The 19,701-nt window shown below is 34.2% G+C and carries 23 protein-coding genes; 13 read left to right on the top strand and 10 right to left on the bottom strand.

Annotated elements, in window-relative coordinates; translation table 11 throughout:
- Positions 1–6: 6 nt before the first annotated feature.
- The 13 genes from MV589_RS01965 (at position 7) to MV589_RS01905 (ending at position 10,134) form a co-directional block, all read left to right on the top strand.
- The gene (locus tag MV589_RS01965) at positions 7–687 is read left to right on the top strand and encodes an acylneuraminate cytidylyltransferase family protein (RefSeq protein ID WP_297431523.1); all 681 of its coding nucleotides are present in this window, start codon (positions 7–9) and stop codon (positions 685–687) included.
- Between the two features lie 11 nt (positions 688–698).
- Entirely contained in the window at positions 699–1,463 is a 765-nt protein-coding gene (locus tag MV589_RS01960) for an HpcH/HpaI aldolase family protein (RefSeq protein WP_297431521.1), read from the top strand.
- Entirely contained in the window at positions 1,463–2,416 is a 954-nt protein-coding gene (locus MV589_RS01955; RefSeq protein WP_297431519.1) for a phosphoglycerate dehydrogenase, read from the top strand. The genes MV589_RS01960 and MV589_RS01955 overlap by 1 nt, the downstream gene beginning before the upstream one ends.
- Positions 2,409–3,293, top strand: a complete 885-nt coding sequence (locus tag MV589_RS01950; protein ID WP_297431518.1) for an NAD-dependent epimerase/dehydratase family protein — start codon at positions 2,409–2,411, stop codon at positions 3,291–3,293. Before MV589_RS01955 ends, MV589_RS01950 begins: the two co-directional genes overlap by 8 nt.
- Positions 3,280–3,957, top strand: coding sequence for a cyclase family protein (locus MV589_RS01945; protein WP_297431517.1), 678 nt, complete (start codon positions 3,280–3,282; stop codon positions 3,955–3,957). The genes MV589_RS01950 and MV589_RS01945 overlap by 14 nt, the downstream gene beginning before the upstream one ends.
- On the top strand, positions 3,958–4,446 hold the full coding sequence (locus MV589_RS01940) for a NanQ anomerase/TabA/YiaL family protein (RefSeq protein ID WP_297431516.1): 489 nt from the start codon (positions 3,958–3,960) through the stop codon (positions 4,444–4,446).
- The gene (locus MV589_RS01935; protein ID WP_297431514.1) at positions 4,443–5,060 is read left to right on the top strand and encodes an HAD family hydrolase; all 618 of its coding nucleotides are present in this window, start codon (positions 4,443–4,445) and stop codon (positions 5,058–5,060) included. Before MV589_RS01940 ends, MV589_RS01935 begins: the two co-directional genes overlap by 4 nt.
- The gene (locus MV589_RS01930; protein WP_297431512.1) at positions 5,057–5,911 is read left to right on the top strand and encodes a glycosyltransferase family 2 protein; all 855 of its coding nucleotides are present in this window, start codon (positions 5,057–5,059) and stop codon (positions 5,909–5,911) included. Before MV589_RS01935 ends, MV589_RS01930 begins: the two co-directional genes overlap by 4 nt.
- Positions 5,895–6,914 carry a glycosyltransferase family 4 protein gene (locus tag MV589_RS01925; RefSeq protein WP_297431511.1) on the top strand — a complete coding sequence of 340 codons (1,020 nt, stop codon included), beginning with the start codon at positions 5,895–5,897 and terminating at the stop codon, positions 6,912–6,914. Before MV589_RS01930 ends, MV589_RS01925 begins: the two co-directional genes overlap by 17 nt.
- Positions 6,911–8,017 carry a glycosyltransferase gene (locus MV589_RS01920; RefSeq protein WP_297431510.1) on the top strand — a complete coding sequence of 369 codons (1,107 nt, stop codon included), beginning with the start codon at positions 6,911–6,913 and terminating at the stop codon, positions 8,015–8,017. The genes MV589_RS01925 and MV589_RS01920 overlap by 4 nt, the downstream gene beginning before the upstream one ends.
- 56 nt (positions 8,018–8,073) lie before the next feature.
- Complete coding sequence (locus tag MV589_RS01915) at positions 8,074–8,370, top strand: nucleotidyltransferase domain-containing protein (protein ID WP_297431508.1); 297 nt, start codon at positions 8,074–8,076, stop codon at positions 8,368–8,370.
- Complete coding sequence (locus MV589_RS01910) at positions 8,367–8,747, top strand: hypothetical protein (protein ID WP_297431506.1); 381 nt, start codon at positions 8,367–8,369, stop codon at positions 8,745–8,747. Before MV589_RS01915 ends, MV589_RS01910 begins: the two co-directional genes overlap by 4 nt.
- A gap of 67 nt (positions 8,748–8,814) precedes the next feature.
- Positions 8,815–10,134: an exopolysaccharide biosynthesis polyprenyl glycosylphosphotransferase gene (locus tag MV589_RS01905; protein WP_297431504.1), complete on the top strand. Its 1,320-nt coding sequence runs from the start codon at positions 8,815–8,817 to the stop codon at positions 10,132–10,134.
- A gap of 22 nt (positions 10,135–10,156) precedes the next feature.
- On the opposite strand, the gene rfbB is transcribed toward MV589_RS01905, so the two are convergent.
- From rfbB to MV589_RS01855, 10 genes are read right to left on the bottom strand one after another with little or no spacing between them, the layout of a single operon-like run.
- Entirely contained in the window at positions 10,157–11,218 is a 1,062-nt protein-coding gene (gene rfbB / locus MV589_RS01900) for a dTDP-glucose 4,6-dehydratase (RefSeq protein ID WP_297431502.1), read from the bottom strand.
- A gap of 1 nt (position 11,219) precedes the next feature.
- Positions 11,220–12,086: a dTDP-4-dehydrorhamnose reductase gene (rfbD, locus tag MV589_RS01895; protein WP_297431500.1), complete on the bottom strand. Its 867-nt coding sequence runs from the start codon at positions 12,084–12,086 to the stop codon at positions 11,220–11,222.
- A complete protein-coding gene (gene rfbC / locus MV589_RS01890) occupies positions 12,079–12,654 on the bottom strand; it encodes a dTDP-4-dehydrorhamnose 3,5-epimerase (protein ID WP_297431499.1) in 576 nt (191 codons plus the stop codon). The genes rfbD and rfbC overlap by 8 nt, the downstream gene beginning before the upstream one ends.
- Positions 12,654–13,538, bottom strand: coding sequence for a glucose-1-phosphate thymidylyltransferase RfbA (gene rfbA / locus MV589_RS01885; protein ID WP_297431498.1), 885 nt, complete (start codon positions 13,536–13,538; stop codon positions 12,654–12,656). The genes rfbC and rfbA overlap by 1 nt, the downstream gene beginning before the upstream one ends.
- A gap of 26 nt (positions 13,539–13,564) precedes the next feature.
- Complete coding sequence (locus MV589_RS01880) at positions 13,565–14,791, bottom strand: glucose-6-phosphate isomerase (RefSeq protein ID WP_297431496.1); 1,227 nt, start codon at positions 14,789–14,791, stop codon at positions 13,565–13,567.
- On the bottom strand, positions 14,788–15,600 hold the full coding sequence (locus MV589_RS01875; protein ID WP_297431494.1) for a glycosyltransferase family 2 protein: 813 nt from the start codon (positions 15,598–15,600) through the stop codon (positions 14,788–14,790). Before MV589_RS01875 ends, MV589_RS01880 begins: the two co-directional genes overlap by 4 nt.
- Positions 15,601–16,638: an aminofutalosine synthase MqnE gene (gene mqnE, locus MV589_RS01870; protein ID WP_297431493.1), complete on the bottom strand. Its 1,038-nt coding sequence runs from the start codon at positions 16,636–16,638 to the stop codon at positions 15,601–15,603. It lies immediately after the preceding gene.
- Between the two features lie 8 nt (positions 16,639–16,646).
- A complete protein-coding gene (lsrK, locus tag MV589_RS01865; RefSeq protein WP_297431492.1) occupies positions 16,647–18,218 on the bottom strand; it encodes an autoinducer-2 kinase in 1,572 nt (523 codons plus the stop codon).
- Positions 18,218–19,393 carry a class II aldolase/adducin family protein gene (locus MV589_RS01860; protein ID WP_297431490.1) on the bottom strand — a complete coding sequence of 392 codons (1,176 nt, stop codon included), beginning with the start codon at positions 19,391–19,393 and terminating at the stop codon, positions 18,218–18,220. The genes lsrK and MV589_RS01860 overlap by 1 nt, the downstream gene beginning before the upstream one ends.
- Positions 19,393–19,683 carry a putative quinol monooxygenase gene (locus MV589_RS01855; protein ID WP_297431488.1) on the bottom strand — a complete coding sequence of 97 codons (291 nt, stop codon included), beginning with the start codon at positions 19,681–19,683 and terminating at the stop codon, positions 19,393–19,395. The genes MV589_RS01860 and MV589_RS01855 overlap by 1 nt, the downstream gene beginning before the upstream one ends.
- Between the last annotated feature and the right edge of the window lie 18 nt (positions 19,684–19,701).

Below are 19,701 nucleotides of genomic sequence, written 5' to 3'. Positions count from 1 at the left end.
AAAATTATGAAACTAACAGCACTCTTACCAATGAAAGGAACATCAGAGAGAGTTCCAAACAAAAATATGAAAGACTTTGGTGGCGCACCATTGTACCATGCGATTATGAAGTCTCTTTTGGCCTCTAAGTATATAGATAAAGTTGTAATCAATACAGATAGTAAGCTTATTGCTAAAGATGCAAAAGAAAACTTTGGAGATAGAGTAGTTATAATCGACAGACCAAAAGAGATACAAGGTGGAGATATGTCTATGAATGTGATTATAGATTATGATCTACATCAACTCAAGGGTGAACATTTTTTACAAACGCATAGTACAAATCCACTCTTAAGAGCTGAAACTATTAATAATGCAATAGAGAGTTATTTTGAGTGTTTAGCACAAGAGAATTGTGACTCAGTTTTTGGTGTAACAAAAGTACAAACAAGATTTTATGACAAAAATGCAAATCCAGTCAATCACAATCCAGAGGAACTTTTAAGAACACAAGACTTAGAGCCATTGTATGAAGAAAATTCAAATTTTTATATATTTTCAAAAGACTCTTTTAAAAATGCGAGAAATAAACGTATAGGAACTAACCCAAAGATAATAGAAGTCAATAAGCTTGAAGCAGTGGATATAGATGAACCAGAGGATTTTAAACTAGCTGAACTTTTGCATATACATAAAGATAACTTATAAGGAATTTTACAATGAGCTTAAAACAAAAACTAAAAAACAATGAACTAACTATCGGTTCATGGATTATGATGGCTGACTCTATGAGTGTTGAAGTGATGGCACTTGCTGGGTTTGATTGGTTGGTTATAGATGTAGAACATACACCTATAAATATGGAAACGGTAAAAACTTTAATCATAACCATTCAAGCTCATGATATGAAAGCTTTAGTGAGAGTGAGTAAAAATGAAGAAGTGGTAATAAAAAAAGTTTTAGATATGGGTGCAGATGGAATCATAGTTCCAATGGTCTCTTCAAAAGAAGATGCAAAAATGGCTGTAGATTATGCTAAATATCCACCAGTTGGTAAAAGAGGTGTAGGCTTATACCGCGCTTCTGGTTATGGGACTAAGTTTGAGGAGTATAAAAAGTGGGTAGATGAAGAACTTGTTATCATTGCTCAAATAGAGCATATTGATGCTGTTAGAAATATTGATGAGATTTTAGGAGTGGAAGGTATTGATGGCACAATCATTGGACCGTATGACCTATCTGGTTCTATGGGATACCCTGGAGATTTTGAAAGAGAAGATGTTCAAAATGCAGTACAAAAAGTACTAGAAAGATGTACAAAGCAAAATATGCCATCAGGATTTCATGTTGTAGATACAAATCCAAGCAAACTGCAAGAGAAAATAAAGCAAGGGTGTACTTTTTTAGCTTATGGAATCGATTACTTTTTTATGAGAGATGCAGCTATGCAGGGAATGAAACAGCTAAAAGAAGGGGTAAAATAATGAAATTGTTTGTATCAACACACCCTTTTTCCTCCACGTCTCCTTTACCGATGCGATTAATCAAAGATAATAATATAGAATTGTCGTACAATCAACACGGTAGAAAAATCACTACACAGGAATTGGCACAAGATATACAAGATGCTGAAATACTTGTAGCAGGAACGGAAAAAATTACTGAAGAAGTTTTTCGTAACGCACCAAATTTAAAACTGATTTCACGAGTTGGTATAGGGCTTGATGGAATAGACTTCAATTTATGCAAAAAGTATGATGTACGAGTGGCATATACTCCTGACGCACCAACTATGGCTGTTGCAGAGTTGTGCGTGGGGCTTATTATAGATTTAGCAAGAAAAATTTCCCATACTGATAAGGCTATCAAAAATGGTGTTTGGAATCGTCATATGGGTATGCTTCTTTATGGAAAGACAGTTGGTATTTTTGGAATGGGTAGAATAGGAAAAAGTCTTATTCATTTACTCTCAACTTTTAATGTAAAATTTAAAGTTTATGACATTAATCCTGATTTGGCTTTTGGGAGACTTTATAGTGTTGATTTTGTTACTAAAGAAGAAGTATTAAAGTCTTCGGATATCATATCTGTGAATGTGCCACTTAAAAGTGATACACAAAACTATATCACTATGAAAGAGTTGGAGATAATACAGTCTCATGCAATTTTAATTAATACTGCACGTGGAGGAATTGTCAATGAAGATGATTTATATACTGCTTTAAAAACCAATCTCATTGCAGGAGCTGCTATAGATGTTTTTGAAGTAGAACCCTATAAGGGTAATCTAGTAAAATTAGATAATTGTTTACTCACTTGTCATATGGGAGCAAGTACTGTAGATAGTAGGACAGATATGGAGGTCCAAGCAATAGAAGAAGCTATTCGTTATAAAAATAATGAGCCATTGAACAATGAGGTATTTTCAAATGACTAAAAGGGTTGTTGTTTTTGGGGGAAATGGTTTTATAGGCAGCTATGTTGTAGAAGAGTTGTTGAAAAAAGGATATGATGTTATTTCTGCTGATTTAAATCCTTCAAAGTATGTAGATGATCAATATTTTCAAAAATGCGATATTTTGGATGTTGAGGCAGTCAATACTTTAGTGCAGGGGGCAAAGATAGTATATAATTTTGCTGGTTTTGCGAATCTTGATGATGCCATAGCGAACCCTATAAAAGCAATTGAGTTAAATGTCATAGGGAATATGAACATTCTTGAAGCTTGTAAAAAGTATAATGTGCAGAGATTTGTATATGCTAGTAGTGCTTATGCAATGAGTGACAAAGGTTCTTTTTATGGAATAAGCAAACTTACTTCTGAAAAATTAACAGAAGAGTACTATAAAAAATTCGGTCTTGAGTTTACAATAGTACGATATGGTTCAGTGTATGGAGAAAGAGATTATCACAACAACTACATTTATAACCTTCTTAAGCGATCATTACAAACATGTGAGATAAACCATAGTGGTGATGGAGAAGAAGTACGAGAGTATATACATGCAGCAGATGTGGCAAAACTCGCCACTCAAATTATTGAATCTGATGAATTTATAAATGAACATATTATTTTAACTGGTGTAGAAAAGATGCAAAGAAAAGAGCTTTTTGAAATGATAAATGAAATACTGGGAAACAAATTGATTATTAACCTTAGTAATGATGGATATCACAATCACTATAAATCTACACCATACTCTTTTCACCCTACAAGAAGTAAAAAACTAGTTGCAAATCCTTATATAGATATGGGACAAGGTCTAATAGAGTGTTTAAAAGATATAGAGGCGAATAGTAGTGAAGAAATCTAAATTAATCTATCTTTCATATATCTTAGATGAAAATACGCCGACATATGGAAATAGAAATAGATTTATATGTGAAAAAAAATCAGATATATCAAAAGGCAATGTAGCTAATGATAGCACTATCAGCACTACTGTTCATGTAGGCACTCATATAGATATGCCTTACCATTTTTTTGAAGGTGGACAGACCATAGAAAATTTTGATGCAAGTTATTTTAGATTCACTAATGTACTATTTATAGATATACTACCTAAAGATATAATTGTTAAAGATGATTTGATAGCACTTTTAAAAACTCAAACCAATAAAAATAGTTATGACATGCTTGTTGTTAAAACTGGCATTTGCCATAAAAGAGATAATAATGAGTTTTGGCAAACAAACTATGGATTTGACCCAAGTATTGCAGAGTATTTGAGAATGGAATATCCAAATATTAGAGTGATTGGTTTTGATAGTATCTCAGTATCTAGTTTTGCAAATAGAATATTAGGAAAAGAGTCTCACAGAGCATTTTTAAATCCAAAACAACCTATATTATTAGTTGAAGATATGGATTTAACTCATTTAAAGAAAGATTCTAAAATAGATAAAATAGATATAGCACCACTTAGAATAGCACAGTGTGATGGCTTACCATGTACAATCATAGCAGAGGTAATATAAATGGCAATATTTGGAACTTTAGAAGTAGTAAAAGAACAAGTTGATAGTGAGAAGTTTAAAAAAGCTTTTGAGTACTTAGAGGAGGTCTTAAAAAAGGGAACAGTAGAAAATCATAGATTATTATCTCTACCAATAAATGCTTTTGAAAAAATAGAGTTAAACAAAAATAATTTTGCACTCGAACAGGTTTACTATTCAAAAGAGAAAAATGAATGTTTTTTTGAGTCACATAGACAATATATAGATGTTCAGTTTATACTTGAAGGTGAAGAGATAATCGAAGTAATTAATATTGATGATGTAAACATTGACGTTAACTATAATGATAAGATGGATTTACTAAAATATAAGCCTACTTTAAACTCTTCTATTATAAAACTAAAAAAAGGAAATGTAGGAATCTTCTATCCAAAAGATGCACATATGCCTTGTGTTAAATTGGATAAATCTAAAAAAGTTGTAAAAACAGTTATTAAGGTTGCTGTGTGATAAAAAATATAGTCTTTGATTTTGATGGTGTTATACTTGATTCGGTCCCTGTTAAAACAGAAGCTTTTAAAAAATTATTTGATGACTATGCCGAAGATAAGGTGCAAAAACTTATAGAATATCATTTAGAAAATGGTGGTAAGTCAAGATATTTGAAGATAAAATATTTTTTTGATGAGATTTTAAATCAAGAAATTCATAAAAAAGATATACTATTTTATGCTAACAAATACTCCGATTTAACAAAAAAAGAACTTTCAAAAGAAAAATATTTAATGGTAGATACAATGACTTTCATAGAACAAAACTATCAAAACTATAACTTGCATATAGCATCAGGTGCAGATGAAAATGATTTGAAATTTATTTGCCAAAGTTTAGAACTTTCAAAATATTTTATATCAATCCATGGCTCTCCAAAGATTAAGAATGAAATTGTTAGAGATATTCTAAACAAAAATCAATATAAAAAAAATGAAACAATACTCATAGGTGATTCTAAAAATGACCATGAAGCGGCAAATATAAATAATATTGAGTTTTATGGCTACAATAATCTGGAATTGAAAAACTTAAAGCATAACTATATTACTTCGTTTTGTGATTTTTTATGAAATTTTCATTAATACTTGCTACTGTCAATCGAGATAAAGAGGTAAAAGAATTTTTAACATCTATATCTCAACAAATATATACGAATTTTGAAGTAATTATTGTGGATCAAAATAATGATAATAGAGTATTAAAGATACTACCATATTTTAAAAAGCTTGATATAAAATATATAAAATCTGAAAAAGGATTATCTAAAGCCAGAAATAGAGGACTAAAAGAAGCTTATGGAGATATTGTTGGATTTCCTGATGATGATTGCCTTTATCCTAAAGAACTTTTGGAAAATATCAATATTTTTTTTAAAGAGCATAATTATGATATTTTAATGGGAAAGACAATTGATAAAGAAACGGGTGGTGTTGTTGCTGGTAAAAACATTACTAAAGCACAAATTTTAAAGCCATCATTAATTTTAGGGAGTTCTACAACACTTTTTATCAAAAGAGATAAAAAAAATATTGTTTTTGATGAATATTTCGGAATTGGAGCAAAATTTAATGCAGAAGAGGAAAATGATTTACTTTTTAGACTTTTGAAAAAAGGTCATATTGGTTACTATATTCCAGATATCAACTATGTCTATCATCCACCATCAGATTTAGATTATACAAATACAATTAGAGCAAAGCAAAGAGCCATAGGTCTTGGTGCTTTTATTGCAAAACATATATATACAAAAGAAGGCATTATCTATTTTTTTAAATATAATGTTTTAAGACCATTTTTGGGAACTATATTATATATATTGAGATTTGATTTTGTAAAATCAAAATATTATTTCAATAGATGGCTTGGAATTTGGCAGGGTTTTTTTAAATATTTAAGAGTAAAATATGAAACTGATATTTGATACTAGGGTATTAACTCATAAAACTTATACAGGTGTAGAAAATTATACAAAAAATATACTTGAACATATAAAAAGACATGCAAATATAAATATAACCAAACCAAAAAATAAAAACAAATATTTTACTCATTTATGGACTCATTTCATTTTACCGTTTCAAAAAGGTAATGTACTTTTTTGCCCTGCAAATGTTGCCCCTATTGTTATTTCAAAAAATAAAAAACTTGTGCTTACTATTCATGATGTTGCTTTTGAGACACATCCCAAGAGTTTTTCTACTTTTTTTAGACTATATTATAAGTTTATTATTCCCCTTAACATAAAAAGAGCAGATAAAATCATTACAGTATCTCAAAGTTCAAAAAATGAAATAAAAAAGTATTATCCATTTGCAAAAGAAAAAATTGAAGTTATTTATCTTGGTGTGGAACATAGTTTTAAAAGATTAAATATTAAAAAGACAAAACAAATACTCTATGTAGGAAGTATGAACGAAAGAAAAAATTTTAGTAATGTTTTAAAAGCATATACGATGCTTGATAGCAATGAATATACTCTATTGATGGTTGGAAAATTTGCATCAAATTTTGCACTTGATGATGCAACAAAAATATTAATAGCTACCTCTGAATCAAATCCACATATAAAATTTAAAAGTGATGTTTCTAATGATGAGTTAGTAAAAATATACAATGAGTCTATGCTATTTATTTTTCCATCATTTTATGAAGGTTTTGGCTTACCTGTACTTGAGGCAATGGCTTGTGGTACCCCTGTTGTATGTTCAAATACCACTTCACTTCCAGAAGTTGGTGGAGAAGCTGTTGTGTATTGTGATCCTAATAATGTGAATGATATAGCAGAAAAAATACAAATAGTGTTAAATGATAAAAAGTTGCAGCAAGAGATGATAGGTAAAAGTCTCAAAAGAGCTAAACAGTTTACATGGGAAAAAGCTGCACAAGAGCATATGAAAATATTTGAAAAGGTATTAAAAAGTTGAAAATTGCAATAGTACATGACTGGCTAGTAACTAATGCCGGAGCAGAAAAGGTCTTAAAAGCAATTTTAGACATTTATCCTAATGCAGATGTATTTAGTTTAGTCGATTTTTTAGATGAAAAAGAGCGAAATATTGTTTTAAGTGGCAAATATGCCAAAACTTCATTTATACAAAAGCTTCCATTTGCAAAAAAGCATTTTAGAAACTATCTTCCACTTTTCCCAAAAGCCATCGAGAGTTTTGATTTGTCAAATTATGATCTTATTATCTCTTCTTCTTGGGCAGTAGCTAAGGGAGTTAAAAAGAGTGTTAAACAGCAACAGCTACATATCTGCTACTGTCATACGCCCATTCGTTATGCTTGGGATCTCTATGATGAATACACCTCAAATCTCTCTCAACCTAAAAAGTTTTTGGTACAACAAACATTAAAATACATCCGTAAATGGGATTTAGCTACTGTTTATAGAGTGGATTATTTCATAGCAAATTCTAAATTTGTACAAAAAAGAATAAAAAAAATTTACAACAAAGATGCAAAAGTGATATATCCACCAGTAGATATTGAAAAATTTAGTCTCTATAAACAAAAAGAAGAGTTTTATCTGACTGCTTCAAGGTTGGTGCCATACAAAAAAACAAAGCTGATTGTAGAAGCTTTTAATACTATGTCAGATAAGAAACTTGTTGTCATTGGTGCAGGTGAAGAGCTTGAAGATATTCAAAAAATTGCAGGAAAAAATATAACTGTTTTAGGATATTGTGATGACCATATTATGGTTGACTTCATGCAAAGAGCAAAAGCTTTTGTTTATGCCGCAGTAGAAGACTTTGGCATAGTTCCTATAGAAGCCATGGCTTGTGGCACTCCTGTCATAGCTTTAAATGATGGAGGGACAGCAGAAACAGTTGTAGATGAGCTTAATGGTGTACACTTTAAAAATCAAAGAGTTGAAGACATAGTAAATGCAGTAGAGCGATTTGAAAGCTTAAAGTTTGATGCCTATAGCATAGCTAAAAGTGCTGAGTCTTATGCGACAATTAGATTTAAGCAAGAAATGAAGGATTTTGTTTCTTCAAAGCTAATAAATGACACTCTTTAGCAAAATTACCTAAAATATTATATAATACAAAAGAGTATAAAGTATAAGGATCAAAGGTGCGATTATCAACTTATGAAGTAGATGCTATAAAAGATACATTTAAAGATATATTTCAAAATGGGGATATTTACCTTTTTGGTAGTCGTATCGATGACGATAAAAAAGGTGGTGACATTGATTTGTATATTAAACTCTCAAGTCCATTACAAATAAAAGATATGATGGTTAAAAAAAGTAAATTTCGCTTAAAATTAGAAGATAAAATCGGTGAACAAAAGATTGATATCATTATATCTAGAGATACTTCAAGACCAATAGAAAAAGAAGCATTACAAAAGGGTATAAAATTATGAATATATATAAACAAAAACTTCTCAAAATTTTTAATGAATGCGATAAACATATCATCAGAATTCAAAGTGCATCAACAAAAATGCAATCTATTATGCCATTGGATAAAGATAAGTATTTGAATTTATCAGATGATGAAGTTGAATCTATTGATCAGTTTTTGTTTAGATTTTCTAAACTTCAAGATGCTATTGAAGAAAAACTAGAATTGTTGGTTGATGTTAATATATGGAGAGAATTAAGAGATGACAGGAATGATTTAGCGCATAATTATGACGATGACCCTGAAGAAACATCTGAAGTTATAAATAAATTGTATTATAAAAAAGATATATTAATAGATATATATCAAACAATAAAATCAAAGACTCAACTATGAGTAAAGAGAAGAACAAAGGAGTTGGCGATATTAGAATTAAGAATATCGAAAGATTAAGTACAAGAAAATGATAAAAAAATATTTTTTAAACTCTGCTATTATTATTATTGACATCCTTTTACTTGTTGGCATTTTTTATCTTACCCAATATGTAAGAGTTGAACTCAGTAATACAGGTGTCCCTGTGTTTAATGAGCTTTCATTGCAAAGATTTTCATTTGTAATCATCATTACTGTCGCCATTATGTTTTATGAAAAAATTTATACTCTGCAATATGATTTTTGGCAAGAAACCTATAGGGTACTAAAATCACTTTTTTTGGCGTATTTTATAGTATTGGCACTTTTGACTTTGCAAAAAACTTCTTTGGAATATTCTCGTCTTTTTATTACGCTCTATTTTTTATTTGCTATGTTGCTGCTTCCTATTGCAAAAAGGCTAACAAAAAGAGTTATTTACAATTTTTCATTTTTTAAAAAGCGCGTACTTATCATCGGGGATGCAACTCAAGTTACTATTTTAAAAAACGAATTTGAAAAGAATTGGTATCTCGGGATGAAACCCTCTCAAAATAACTATGATATGGTCATAATCTCGTCAAAATCTCTTGAACTTGAAAAGATGAATGCAAAGATAGAAAAGTATTTGGATGACAATGGCGAAGTCTATGTCGTGCCATATGTCACAAGCATCAATTTTGCAAACTCAAATATTATGGAGTACTCTAACATCAGGTACAATACAATACAGATACAAAATAAGCTTTTGATAAAAAGAAATATTTGGATTAAAAATGGATTTGATCTCTTTGTTGCACTGATAATTTTACCTCTCTTTTTAATCATTCACACTGTTATAACCTTTGCCATTAAATTGGATTCTAAAGGGAGTATACTTTTTAGACAAGAGAGATTAGGAAAAAATAACAAGATCTTTTTGTGTTATAAATACAGAACAATGTATGAAAATTCTGAAAATTTACTGAGAGAATACCTTACTACTCATCCTGAAGAAGTCGAATATTACAAAGAGTTTCATAAATACAAGAATGACCCTCGCATCACAAAAGTAGGCAAGTTTCTACGAACCACCTCTTTGGATGAATTAGCTCAAATCATTAATGTTCTTAAAGCAGATATGAGTTTGATTGGTCCAAGACCATATATGCTAAATGAATCTAAGAAACTTGGTGATAATAAACACTTTATACTTAAAGTAAGACCAGGGATAACAGGACTGTGGCAAGTAAGTGGTAGAAATAATCTTACATTCAAAGAGAGAAATGAGCTAGAAGTTTGGTACATAAAAAACTGGTCATTGTGGGCTGATTTTGTAATATTGATAAAAACTATCAAAGTAGTACTTGCTAAAGTGGGAGCAAAATGAAAGGTAAAGAATTTGACACTATCTAAAAGTTACAATTAGATTTTGTTGTCTTATATTTTGCTAAATACCACTCAATAGTCTTAACAATCCCACTTTCAAAATTCTCATCAGCCTTCCAACCAAGCTCATTTTCCAGTTTTGTAGCATCTATCGCATAGCGTCTATCATGTCCAGCTCTATCTTCTACGAAAGTTATGAGCTCTTTATAGCTCTCTTTTCCTATTCTTTGTTTTGGTGGTACTTTTTCATCAAGTATACTTGTAATGGCATCTACGATTTGTAGATTCGTTCTCTCATTTCTACCACCGATGTTATAAACATTACCCTCTTTACCTGTATGGTAAACCAAATCAATCCCTTTACAGTGATCAAGAACATAGAGCCAGTCTCTTATGTTCTTGCCATCTCCATAGATAGGAATAGATTCGCCTGCTAAACATTTACGGATGATAGTCGGAATAAGTTTCTCATCATGTTGTTTTGGGCCATAGTTGTTTGAGCAGTTTGTTATGACAGTATTAAGTCCATAAGTCTCTTGGTAGCTTCGTACTATCATATCTGAGCTTGCTTTAGAAGCTGAGTATGGAGAGTTAGGTGCATAAGGTGTTTCTTCTGTAAAAAGATCAGTCTCACCCAGCGTTCCATAAACTTCATCAGTACTTATATGATGAAATCTACAGTTTTTATACTCATTTTTATAAGTAAATGGCTTTTCCATCCACTTTTTCTTTGCTACATCAAGCAGAGTAAAAGTACCATTGACATTTGTCTCAATGAATACTCCAGGATTTTTTATGGAGTTATCGACATGAGATTCCGCCGCAAAGTGAATCACACCTCTAATGTCATACTCATCAAATATAAACTCAACAAGTTCACGGTTACAAATATCACCTTTTATAAACCTATATCTAGGATTTTTTTCTACTTCTGTAAGGTTTTCAAGGTTTCCTGCATAGGTCAAAAGGTCGAGATTTACTATATTGTAATTTTCATATTTATCCATGAAATATGGTACAAAGTTACTCCCTATAAAGCCTGTACAGCCTGTTACTAAAATTGTTTTATTATTGTTGTTAAACATATTATCTTCTCTCTCCTAAAGTTCTTAAACACGCATCTAAGCTATCTTTCCAGTATGGAATATCAAGGTCAAATACTTTTTTGATTTTTGCTTTATTAAGTAGACTATAATGAGGTCTTATCGCAGGAGTTGGGTACTCTTTTGTTTCTATAGGATTGATTTGACACTCCAATTTTGCCATACGCATTATCTCTTTTGCAAAGTCATACCAGCTAAGTACTCCCTCATTTGAGTAATTATATATCTCTACTCTTTCACTATTTACTTGTGGAAGAATATCTAAAATAGCTTTTGCCAAATCTCTTGCATATGTCGGTGTTCCCACTTGGTCAAATATGACACCAAGCGAATCTCTCTCTTTACCTAAACGTAGCATAGTCTTTACAAAGTTTGCACCAAAGCTGCTGTACACCCAAGAGGTTCTAATGATGATGGAGTTTTGAGGATTTATTGCTTGCATTGTCTTTTCACCTGCAAGTTTTGTAGCACCATAAACTCCGTTAGGATTTGTCACATCATTTTCATTATATGGTTTGTAGTTTTTGCCATCAAAGACATAATCAGTTGAGATATGAATGAGTTTGATGTTTTGCTCTTTTGCAATCTCTGCTAAGTATTGTGTAGCAAGATGGTTCACTTTATCTGCGTTTACTGCATCTTCTCCAGCTCTATCTACAGCGGTATATGCCGCTGCGTTTATAATAGTGTCAATACTGTTGTTTTTTACAAACGCAGCTATACTCTCTTTGTCTGTAATATCTAAAGAGTCTCTATCTGTAAAAAAGAAGTTATACTCATAAGAACCTGCAAGTTCTTGAAGCTCTGAACCTACTTGTCCTTTACTTCCTGTTACTAAAATATTAGGCATAGTAGTTTACTTTATAGTCAAATATATCATCAGTCTCCGCGAGCTTTGGCTGCAGTTGATCTTTTGCAGAGAGTTTTAGTTCTTCTTTTGGAATGCCCCAATCAATATCTAAAGCTTCATCACTAAAGAGTATTCCTCTGTCATTCTCAGGAGAGTAGTAGTTATCTACTTTATAAGCAAATACAGTATCATCTTCAAGCACTACAAATGCATGAGCGAAACCGCGAGGCACTAAAAGCTGGCGTTTGTTCTCACCACTCAGCTCTACGCTCACATGCTTACCAAAAGTAAGACTTCCTTTTCTAATGTCCACTGCTACATCAAGTACTCTTCCTTGAATAACACGAACAAGTTTTGTTTGTGCTGCAGGATGGAGTTGGTAGTGCAAACCACGAAGGACACCTCTTGAACTTTTACTTTCATTGTCCTGACAGAAGTCTATTTTATACCCTAAAAACTCTTCTAGTTTATCTGCGCGAAAAGTTTCTACAAAATAGCCGCGCTCATCTCCATGAACTTTTGGATCTATGATAATTACATTTTCTATTGCTGTTCTTGTGAATTGCATTATTTTACATCCTGATTAGCCCGGTTGATCAAATATTGACCATATTGATTCTTTTTAAGTGGTTGAGCCAGTTCTAAGAGCTTCTCTTTTGAGATGTAACCCATTTCGTAAGCTATCTCTTCTATACAAGCCACTTTAAGACCTTGACGATTTTCAATAGTTTGTATGAACATACTAGCTTCTAAGAGTGACTCATGAGTTCCTGTGTCCAACCACGCATAACCTCTACCCATAAGTTCAACTTTGAGTCTTTGCTCGTGTAAGTAGTCTTGATTGAGTGTTGTTATCTCTAACTCTCCTCTTTCACTTGGTTTTACATTTTTTGCTTTTTGTACGACATCATTAGGGTAAAAGTAAAGACCAACTACCGCATAATTACTTTTAGGCTTTGTTGGTTTTTCTTCGATGGAAATTACATTGCCCTCTTTATCAAATTCAGCAACACCGTAGCGCTCTGCATCTCTTACATAGTATCCATATACTGTAGCTTTATGCTCATCTTGTACATTTTTTACAGACTGTGCAAGAAGTTCTGTTAGTCCGTGACCATAAAAGATATTGTCACCTAAGACAAGACAAACATCATCATCACCTATAAACTCTTCTCCAAGTATAAAAGCTTGAGCCAATCCATCTGGAGAGGGTTGCACTACATATGAAAATTGCATCCCAATTTCACTTCCATCACCAAGAAGCTGTTCAAATCTTGGTAAGTCAGTGGAAGTTGAAATAATAAGCACCTCTTTTATGCCTGACAACATAAGCACAGAGAGTGGATAATAGATCATCGGTTTATCATAGATAGGCACAAGCTGTTTGCTTACACCTTTTGTGATGGGGTAGAGGCGTGTTCCGCTACCTCCGGCTAGTATTATGCCTTTCACAATGCTATTCCTTTCTTTTTAAAAATTTATTTATTCCCAAGATTCTTCTTTAAAATAATCTTCCCACTCTCAACACCTGGCTGGTCATACGTATTTATATACATAAATTTTCCAACTAAAGATGTGAGCAGTTCATACTCATACATCAAACTAGCAATAGAACTCTCACATACTCCATCTATGCTTATTACATCACATGGAATATCACCCACTGCGTTTATGGACTCTATTGTCGCATCTGCTTGAGATTTTATGAGTGAAGAGAACTCTAAATTGTTCAGGTAGTCAAGTTCTTCTAATCCATCGAGTGTTATCGCTGGAATTTTGAGGTCATTATCAAAGTTCTCTACTTTTATCACCGTTACAGTTTTATCTCGTCGTCCTTGAATAATGAGCTGTAAAAATGAGTGCTGGTCTATTGGCCCTATAATTCCCACAGGAGTAAGCCCTTGATGTGTGTTGTTTATGTCAATCTTTCCAAGGCTCTCACCCCAAAGTTGAATATACCACTTGTTAAAGCCTTCAAGTCTTGAAGAGTAGGAAAATACAACATTTATGTTAAAACTGTTCTTATACTCTACTAAAAATCTCGCTTTTTTCAGCAGTCTCTCGTTCGTTTCAAGCTTTTTACTCTCACTCCACATTCCACCAAAGAAGTCATTGTGCGTCTCTTGTGCACCTCGTAGTAGTTCATCAATATCTATGCCAACAATAGCTAAAGGAAGCAGCCCGACAGCTGAGAAAACAGAAAAACGACCACCCACATTCTTAGGAATCTCAAAACGCTTCATTCTATGTATTTTTGCATAGGCATTGAGTTTTGAATCATACTCTGTGATGACCACGGTATTTGAAGAATCACAGGTCACAAGCGAGTTGATATATTTAAAAATAGAGACCGTCTCGACCGTTGTTCCTGACTTTGAGATGACAATGAAGAGTGTATCTTCTAGATCAATATTCTCTAACTTCGATTTAATGTCAATAGGGTCAGTCGTCTCAAGAAAAAAGAGCTTTTTACTCAAATCTCGTGAGTGCTTGAGGTATTTATATATTGCATATGTCCCCAAACTACTCCCGCCAATTCCGATTACAACGACATTTGTCTGCTTCACCTCTTTAGCATACTCTTTAAACGCAGTGGTATCTTGAAAAGGAAGGTTATAGTAACCTATATCCTCTTTTTCTTTTACTATTTGTGTAAAAACATCTTTATCTGAAATCGTAGGGTTAAAATTGTGTTCATAGGTCATTGTAAGTTCTCAACTCTTTTTTCATAAAATTTAATATCTGCCATTTTATCATATTTTCGGGCACCTTTAAGTAAAAGCGCATACTTTTTAAGTAACTCCTGACGTACCCATTCACACTTCTCTTCTTCTTGGCAGTTTTTCAAAAGTTTTTCTAATGCCTGCGTGCGAAATCTATCCATACCCCAGTGTTTAAAGCTCAACTGCCCAGAATGTCCTGCATATTTTGTGATGAGTTTCTTATTTACAAGCCCGATTTTTTCGCTAAACGCAGTGCGAAGCCACAGGTCATAATCTTCACACACCTCCAACTCTTCATCAAAAGTGCCATATTTCTCAAAAAGAGATTTGTGTATAAGCACAGCAGAAGGAGCAATGATGCAGTGAGAGAGACACGCCTGAAATATCTCCCCACCTACTTTTGCATACTTTTTAGGAATTTTCACCTCTTTACCATCTCGAATCCAGCACTCATCAGTATAACTCATCAAAATATCGCTATTGTTTTTATGAAACTGCGTTTGCTCTTCAATCTTTTGAGGATGCCATGCATCATCTGAATCCAAAAATGCTATCCACTCATTTTTTGCTTTTTTGATGCCTGCATTTCTTGCAGCTGAAACGCCACGATTTTCTTGATAAATGTAAGTAATGGAGGGGAAATCTTTTGCAATTTGTGCACTGTTGTCAGTCGAGCCATCATCAACAACGATAATTTCATCGACTTGCTGCGTTTGAGCAAATACCGAAGCAAGTGCCCGCTTTAAAAATTCATAACGATTATAGGTCGGGATAACAACAGTTATCTCCAACTACCAGACCTTTATCTCATTGTAAAGGCTGTCACGCTCTACTGGAATAAAGCCGCTGTTACGAATAAGTGCCGTAAAATCTTCAAGCTGCACACCATTGGCACTTTTTGCACCAGCAGCGGAGTTGATAGACTCTTTTTCTATCGTTCCATCAAGGTCATTTGCACCGAACTCTTGAGCGACAAGGGCAAGGTTTACAGTAGAAGTTACCCAGTAAGCTTTTAAGTTTGGTACATTATCAAGCACAAGTCGTGAAATTGCCATTGTTTTTAAAATCTCATTTGCAGTGACAGGTTTGTCGATTTTGAGGTAGTTATTTTCTGTCTGATAGACAAGCGGTATGAAACAGTTAAACCCGCCTGTTTTATCTTGCAAATCACGGATACGCATCATATGGTCTATGCGATTCTCACGTGATTCGATGTGACCAAAGAGCATTGTAACATTTGATTTTTTTCCGCGTTCATGCCATTTTCTATGTATTTCAAACCACTGATCAGAAGTCACTTTTCCTTTACATATAAAGTCACGTACCTTCTCATCAAATATCTCAGCACCACCACCAGGCATAGAGTCTACACCATTTTCCACCATCAAGTCAAGTACCTCATCATAAGTGAGCCCATGATGACGCGAAAGAAAATCAACCTCAGCAGCGGTCAGCGCTTTTATATGCAGATGAGGGTATGCATCTTTTATCTTCTTAAATATTCCAAGATACCACTCAATGGGTACATTAGGATTGTGCGCAGAGACGATGTGTATCTCTTTTGCACCGTGAGAGTCCACCTCTTTTACAATTTCTAAAATCTCTTCATGACTCATCGTGTAGGGATTTGGATTTTTCCTATTTGCCGAGTAAGCACAAAATTTACATACATCCGCACAAATATTCGTAGGATTAATGTGACGATTGATGTTAAAGTAGGTCTTTTTACCGTGAAGTTCTTGACGCTTTGCATCAGCTAAAGTGCCAAGTTCAAATATATCTTTTTCATAAAGTTTTAGCGCATCTTCAAAATTTATTCTATTTTTCATTTTTTACCTTATAGTCCGGGAGCTTTCCACATTGAAGTCGTGATATTATCATCAACCAACTTTAATTGTGCTTCATAAGCCTTTTGCCACTTAATTTTTAATCTGTCATATATCTTTTTATTCTCCATATTTGGCTTGTATGTTTTCTCCCACACCACAAGCTCTTTGGCTGCGTTTACGAGATTATCATAAACGCCACACCCTACTCCAGCAGCCATTGCAGCACCAAGTGCCGTTGCTTCACGTACTTTTGGAATTTTCACACTGTATCCGCTTACATCACTAAGTATCTGTGACCACAAAGCACCTTTACTCGCTCCACCGGCGAATACTATACTCTCTATCTTTACATTGCTAAAGGCTTCTATTTTTTCTAAGTTAAGGCTTGAGACTATTGCTGCGTTTTCTTCTAAACTGCGAAACATTGAAGCACGGTTACACTCTGCTGCGTTTAGAGAGAGGTTTAAAAAGCTAGGTGCCGCGTGGTACCATTTTGAGTAACGCATCACATCTGAAAATATCGGAAGTATTTCGTACGAACCCACAGGAACTTTTGCTGCTTTTTCTTCCAGTATCTCATAGACATCACAGCTGCGTTTGGCAGCTTCTTCTTTTTCAAGTTCACAAAAAGCATCACGAAACCAGCGCATCACAAGTCCGCTAAAAAAGGTAATACCCTCAGCCTGAGAGAGTCCTGCAATGACATGAGGATTGACCCTCACGCTCATATCTTTGGGTGGCTGTGTTTGGGAGGGAATATTTACCACCTGCTGCCAAAAAGAGCCGCCAAGTACAGCCACCTGCCCTGCTTCAACTACACCAAGTCCTGCAGAACCAAGCTGTACATCACCGCCACCCATTACAACAAGTGTTTCTGATGAGAGTCCACTCTCTTGTGCAGATTTTTGGCTTACCTTTGCCATAGGTGTGCCTACCTCTAACACTTCAGGAAAAATATCATCTTTGAGTCCGACTTCTCTTGCCATCTCACTTACCCATCTGCGTTTAGAGAGAGAAAACACGCCTGTCGTTCCGCCATTACTCGGGTCACTCGCTATCACGCCACACAGTTTAGCAAGTATCCAGTCACCTATCATAGATATTCTTGCTACTTTTTCATAAATGTCTGGTCGGTTATTTTTTAACCATAGCAGTCGCGGCAGTGCACCAAGTGCAAAGGTCTGTCCTGAGAGTGCATAAAATTCCTCTTCCAAACCATCAAAATGCTCTTTTAAATACTTCACTTCCTCTGAAGCTCTTGCATCTACATTTGCAACTGCCCACAGCTCTTTGCCCTCACGGTCATAAAGGACGATTCCCTCACGCATACTCGTAGCGCTGAGTGCCAAAATATCTGCTGCGTTTACATTTGCTGCGTTTATGGCTGAGTGAATTGCATCACACACAAGCAGCCAATTTTGCTCATAATCAAAACGCATAGAGTTTGCAACACCCTCTTCTTCAAGATGTGTCCACTCATTTTGTCCTACGGCAATTTGATTGCCCTTTGTATCGAAAATCACAGCACGCACGCTGCCAGTGCCTGCATCTATTGCCAGTAGGTACTCTTTTTTTCCCATTACTTTTTCAATTTCGCCTGCTCTAGCTCCCAGTACTCCATTGCAAAACTCTCTTTCTCACTTATACTTTTATAACCACCAAGTTTATCTGCACGAAGTACCGCCAACATTGTATGCTCAACAATGTCATAAATCACCTTCGCCTCCTCACGAGAACGCCCAAAACAAACCACTGCAAGATTTTTAATAATCATATAGTTGGGTGCAGGATTGAGCATCACCTCATCAGTTGCATACTTATTAAAGTACTCTTTATACTCTGCTACATATCTATCAAGTCCACCTATGAGATCTGTATCTTCCATAATAAGCGGTACTCTTTTTGTTCTAATGATATGCTCCGGTGTCAAAACACCGCGAGAGGCGAACTCTCTTAAATTTTCATGAGAAGCATAAAAAGCTGCTAAAGGCGTCTGATTTATTGCAATGTGCACATCATGTCCCTTATACTCACTCAAAGTCTTGACAACACGCCCGATGTCACAATCACTGTGCACATATTTATGCACTATTTCCACTGTTGCATTCTCATCCAAAAACTGCTCCGCTTTTGTTACTGCATCTATCATTTTTGTGTAAGACTCTTTTGCATCATTTGCAAAGGTAAAAATACCGTGATTATGCAAAATTATGCCCTCGATCTCATCCCAGTTCTTCTCTTTCGTAAGTTCATACACTCTGTGCGCCAAATCAAAGCCCGGCATCACATAATCTACTATTAAAAAGTTAGGATAAAGCTTTGCAATATTTCCTTTGCCACTTACTGCGTTGGAGATGGTAACAATAGCATCAGCATGTGTATGATCCACAAATTTGTAAGGAATAATAGCGTGAAGTATTGCTTCTACTGAAGGATTTGGCGCAGATGTTCTCATCATCGCCTCTTTTTGTCCTTGCACCATTTCAGTATCACGCAGAGACTCTTGCTTTGCCATCTCTAAAAGCGCATCCAAACGCACAGGAGCAAAGCCCTCAGCCTTGATGTCGGCAAGATTCCATCCGCTCCCCTTCACATGTAAAATATCAATACCATCTATATCCCCTTTTACAGATGTATTGCCTCCCCCATGAAGCACCAACTCATCATTTGCCCCCAAAAGATTTGATGTATAGACTCTCAAGTCCAAATTACTCTTACATTTCCCCGCTTCTTTATTACTCCATAAATTATCCATTACTCCCCCAATACTTCTAGTTCATCTGTATATTTCTCTTCACAGTATGGCTCATAAAATGATTTATACACAGCGTAATGTGCAGAGTTTTTATGCCCATTGAGTGCCGCTTCATCTTCCCAAGTCTCTACTGCCATAAATCTTCTTCTCTCATTTTCATACTGAAAAATCTCATAAAAAAGACACCCACGTTCTGCCTTACTTGGTGCTACCATTGCACTAAGCAACTCTTTCATTTTTTCTTCATGCCCCTCTTTTGCTATAAAGGTTACACTCTTTGTTATTGTCATTATAAATCCATCTTATAA

Origin of the sequence: Sulfurimonas sp. (assembly GCF_026991475.1) — a bacterium.
GTDB lineage: Bacteria > Campylobacterota > Campylobacteria > Campylobacterales > Sulfurimonadaceae > Sulfurimonas.
Note: the sequence above shows the minus strand (reverse complement) of the source record. Positions and strands in the feature narration are given on the sequence as shown.

Coding starts and splice junctions, on each gene's coding strand:
- MV589_RS01965 (WP_297431523.1), top strand. CDS start 7: ATGAAACTAACAGCACTCTTACCAATGAAAGGAACATCAGAGAGAGTT.
- lsrK (WP_297431492.1), bottom strand. CDS start 18,218: ATGGGAAAAAAAGAGTACCTACTGGCAATAGATGCAGGCACTGGCAGC.
- mqnE (WP_297431493.1), bottom strand. CDS start 16,638: ATGAAAAATAGAATAAATTTTGAAGATGCGCTAAAACTTTATGAAAAA.
- MV589_RS01940 (WP_297431516.1), top strand. CDS start 3,958: ATGGCAATATTTGGAACTTTAGAAGTAGTAAAAGAACAAGTTGATAGT.
- MV589_RS01950 (WP_297431518.1), top strand. CDS start 2,409: ATGACTAAAAGGGTTGTTGTTTTTGGGGGAAATGGTTTTATAGGCAGC.
- rfbD (WP_297431500.1), bottom strand. CDS start 12,086: ATGCCTAATATTTTAGTAACAGGAAGTAAAGGACAAGTAGGTTCAGAG.
- MV589_RS01905 (WP_297431504.1), top strand. CDS start 8,815: ATGATAAAAAAATATTTTTTAAACTCTGCTATTATTATTATTGACATC.
- MV589_RS01960 (WP_297431521.1), top strand. CDS start 699: ATGAGCTTAAAACAAAAACTAAAAAACAATGAACTAACTATCGGTTCA.
- rfbB (WP_297431502.1), bottom strand. CDS start 11,218: ATGTTTAACAACAATAATAAAACAATTTTAGTAACAGGCTGTACAGGC.
- MV589_RS01910 (WP_297431506.1), top strand. CDS start 8,367: ATGAATATATATAAACAAAAACTTCTCAAAATTTTTAATGAATGCGAT.
- MV589_RS01930 (WP_297431512.1), top strand. CDS start 5,057: ATGAAATTTTCATTAATACTTGCTACTGTCAATCGAGATAAAGAGGTA.
- MV589_RS01860 (WP_297431490.1), bottom strand. CDS start 19,393: ATGGATAATTTATGGAGTAATAAAGAAGCGGGGAAATGTAAGAGTAAT.
- MV589_RS01855 (WP_297431488.1), bottom strand. CDS start 19,683: ATGACAATAACAAAGAGTGTAACCTTTATAGCAAAAGAGGGGCATGAA.
- rfbC (WP_297431499.1), bottom strand. CDS start 12,654: ATGCAATTCACAAGAACAGCAATAGAAAATGTAATTATCATAGATCCA.
- MV589_RS01880 (WP_297431496.1), bottom strand. CDS start 14,791: ATGACCTATGAACACAATTTTAACCCTACGATTTCAGATAAAGATGTT.
- MV589_RS01955 (WP_297431519.1), top strand. CDS start 1,463: ATGAAATTGTTTGTATCAACACACCCTTTTTCCTCCACGTCTCCTTTA.
- MV589_RS01925 (WP_297431511.1), top strand. CDS start 5,895: ATGAAACTGATATTTGATACTAGGGTATTAACTCATAAAACTTATACA.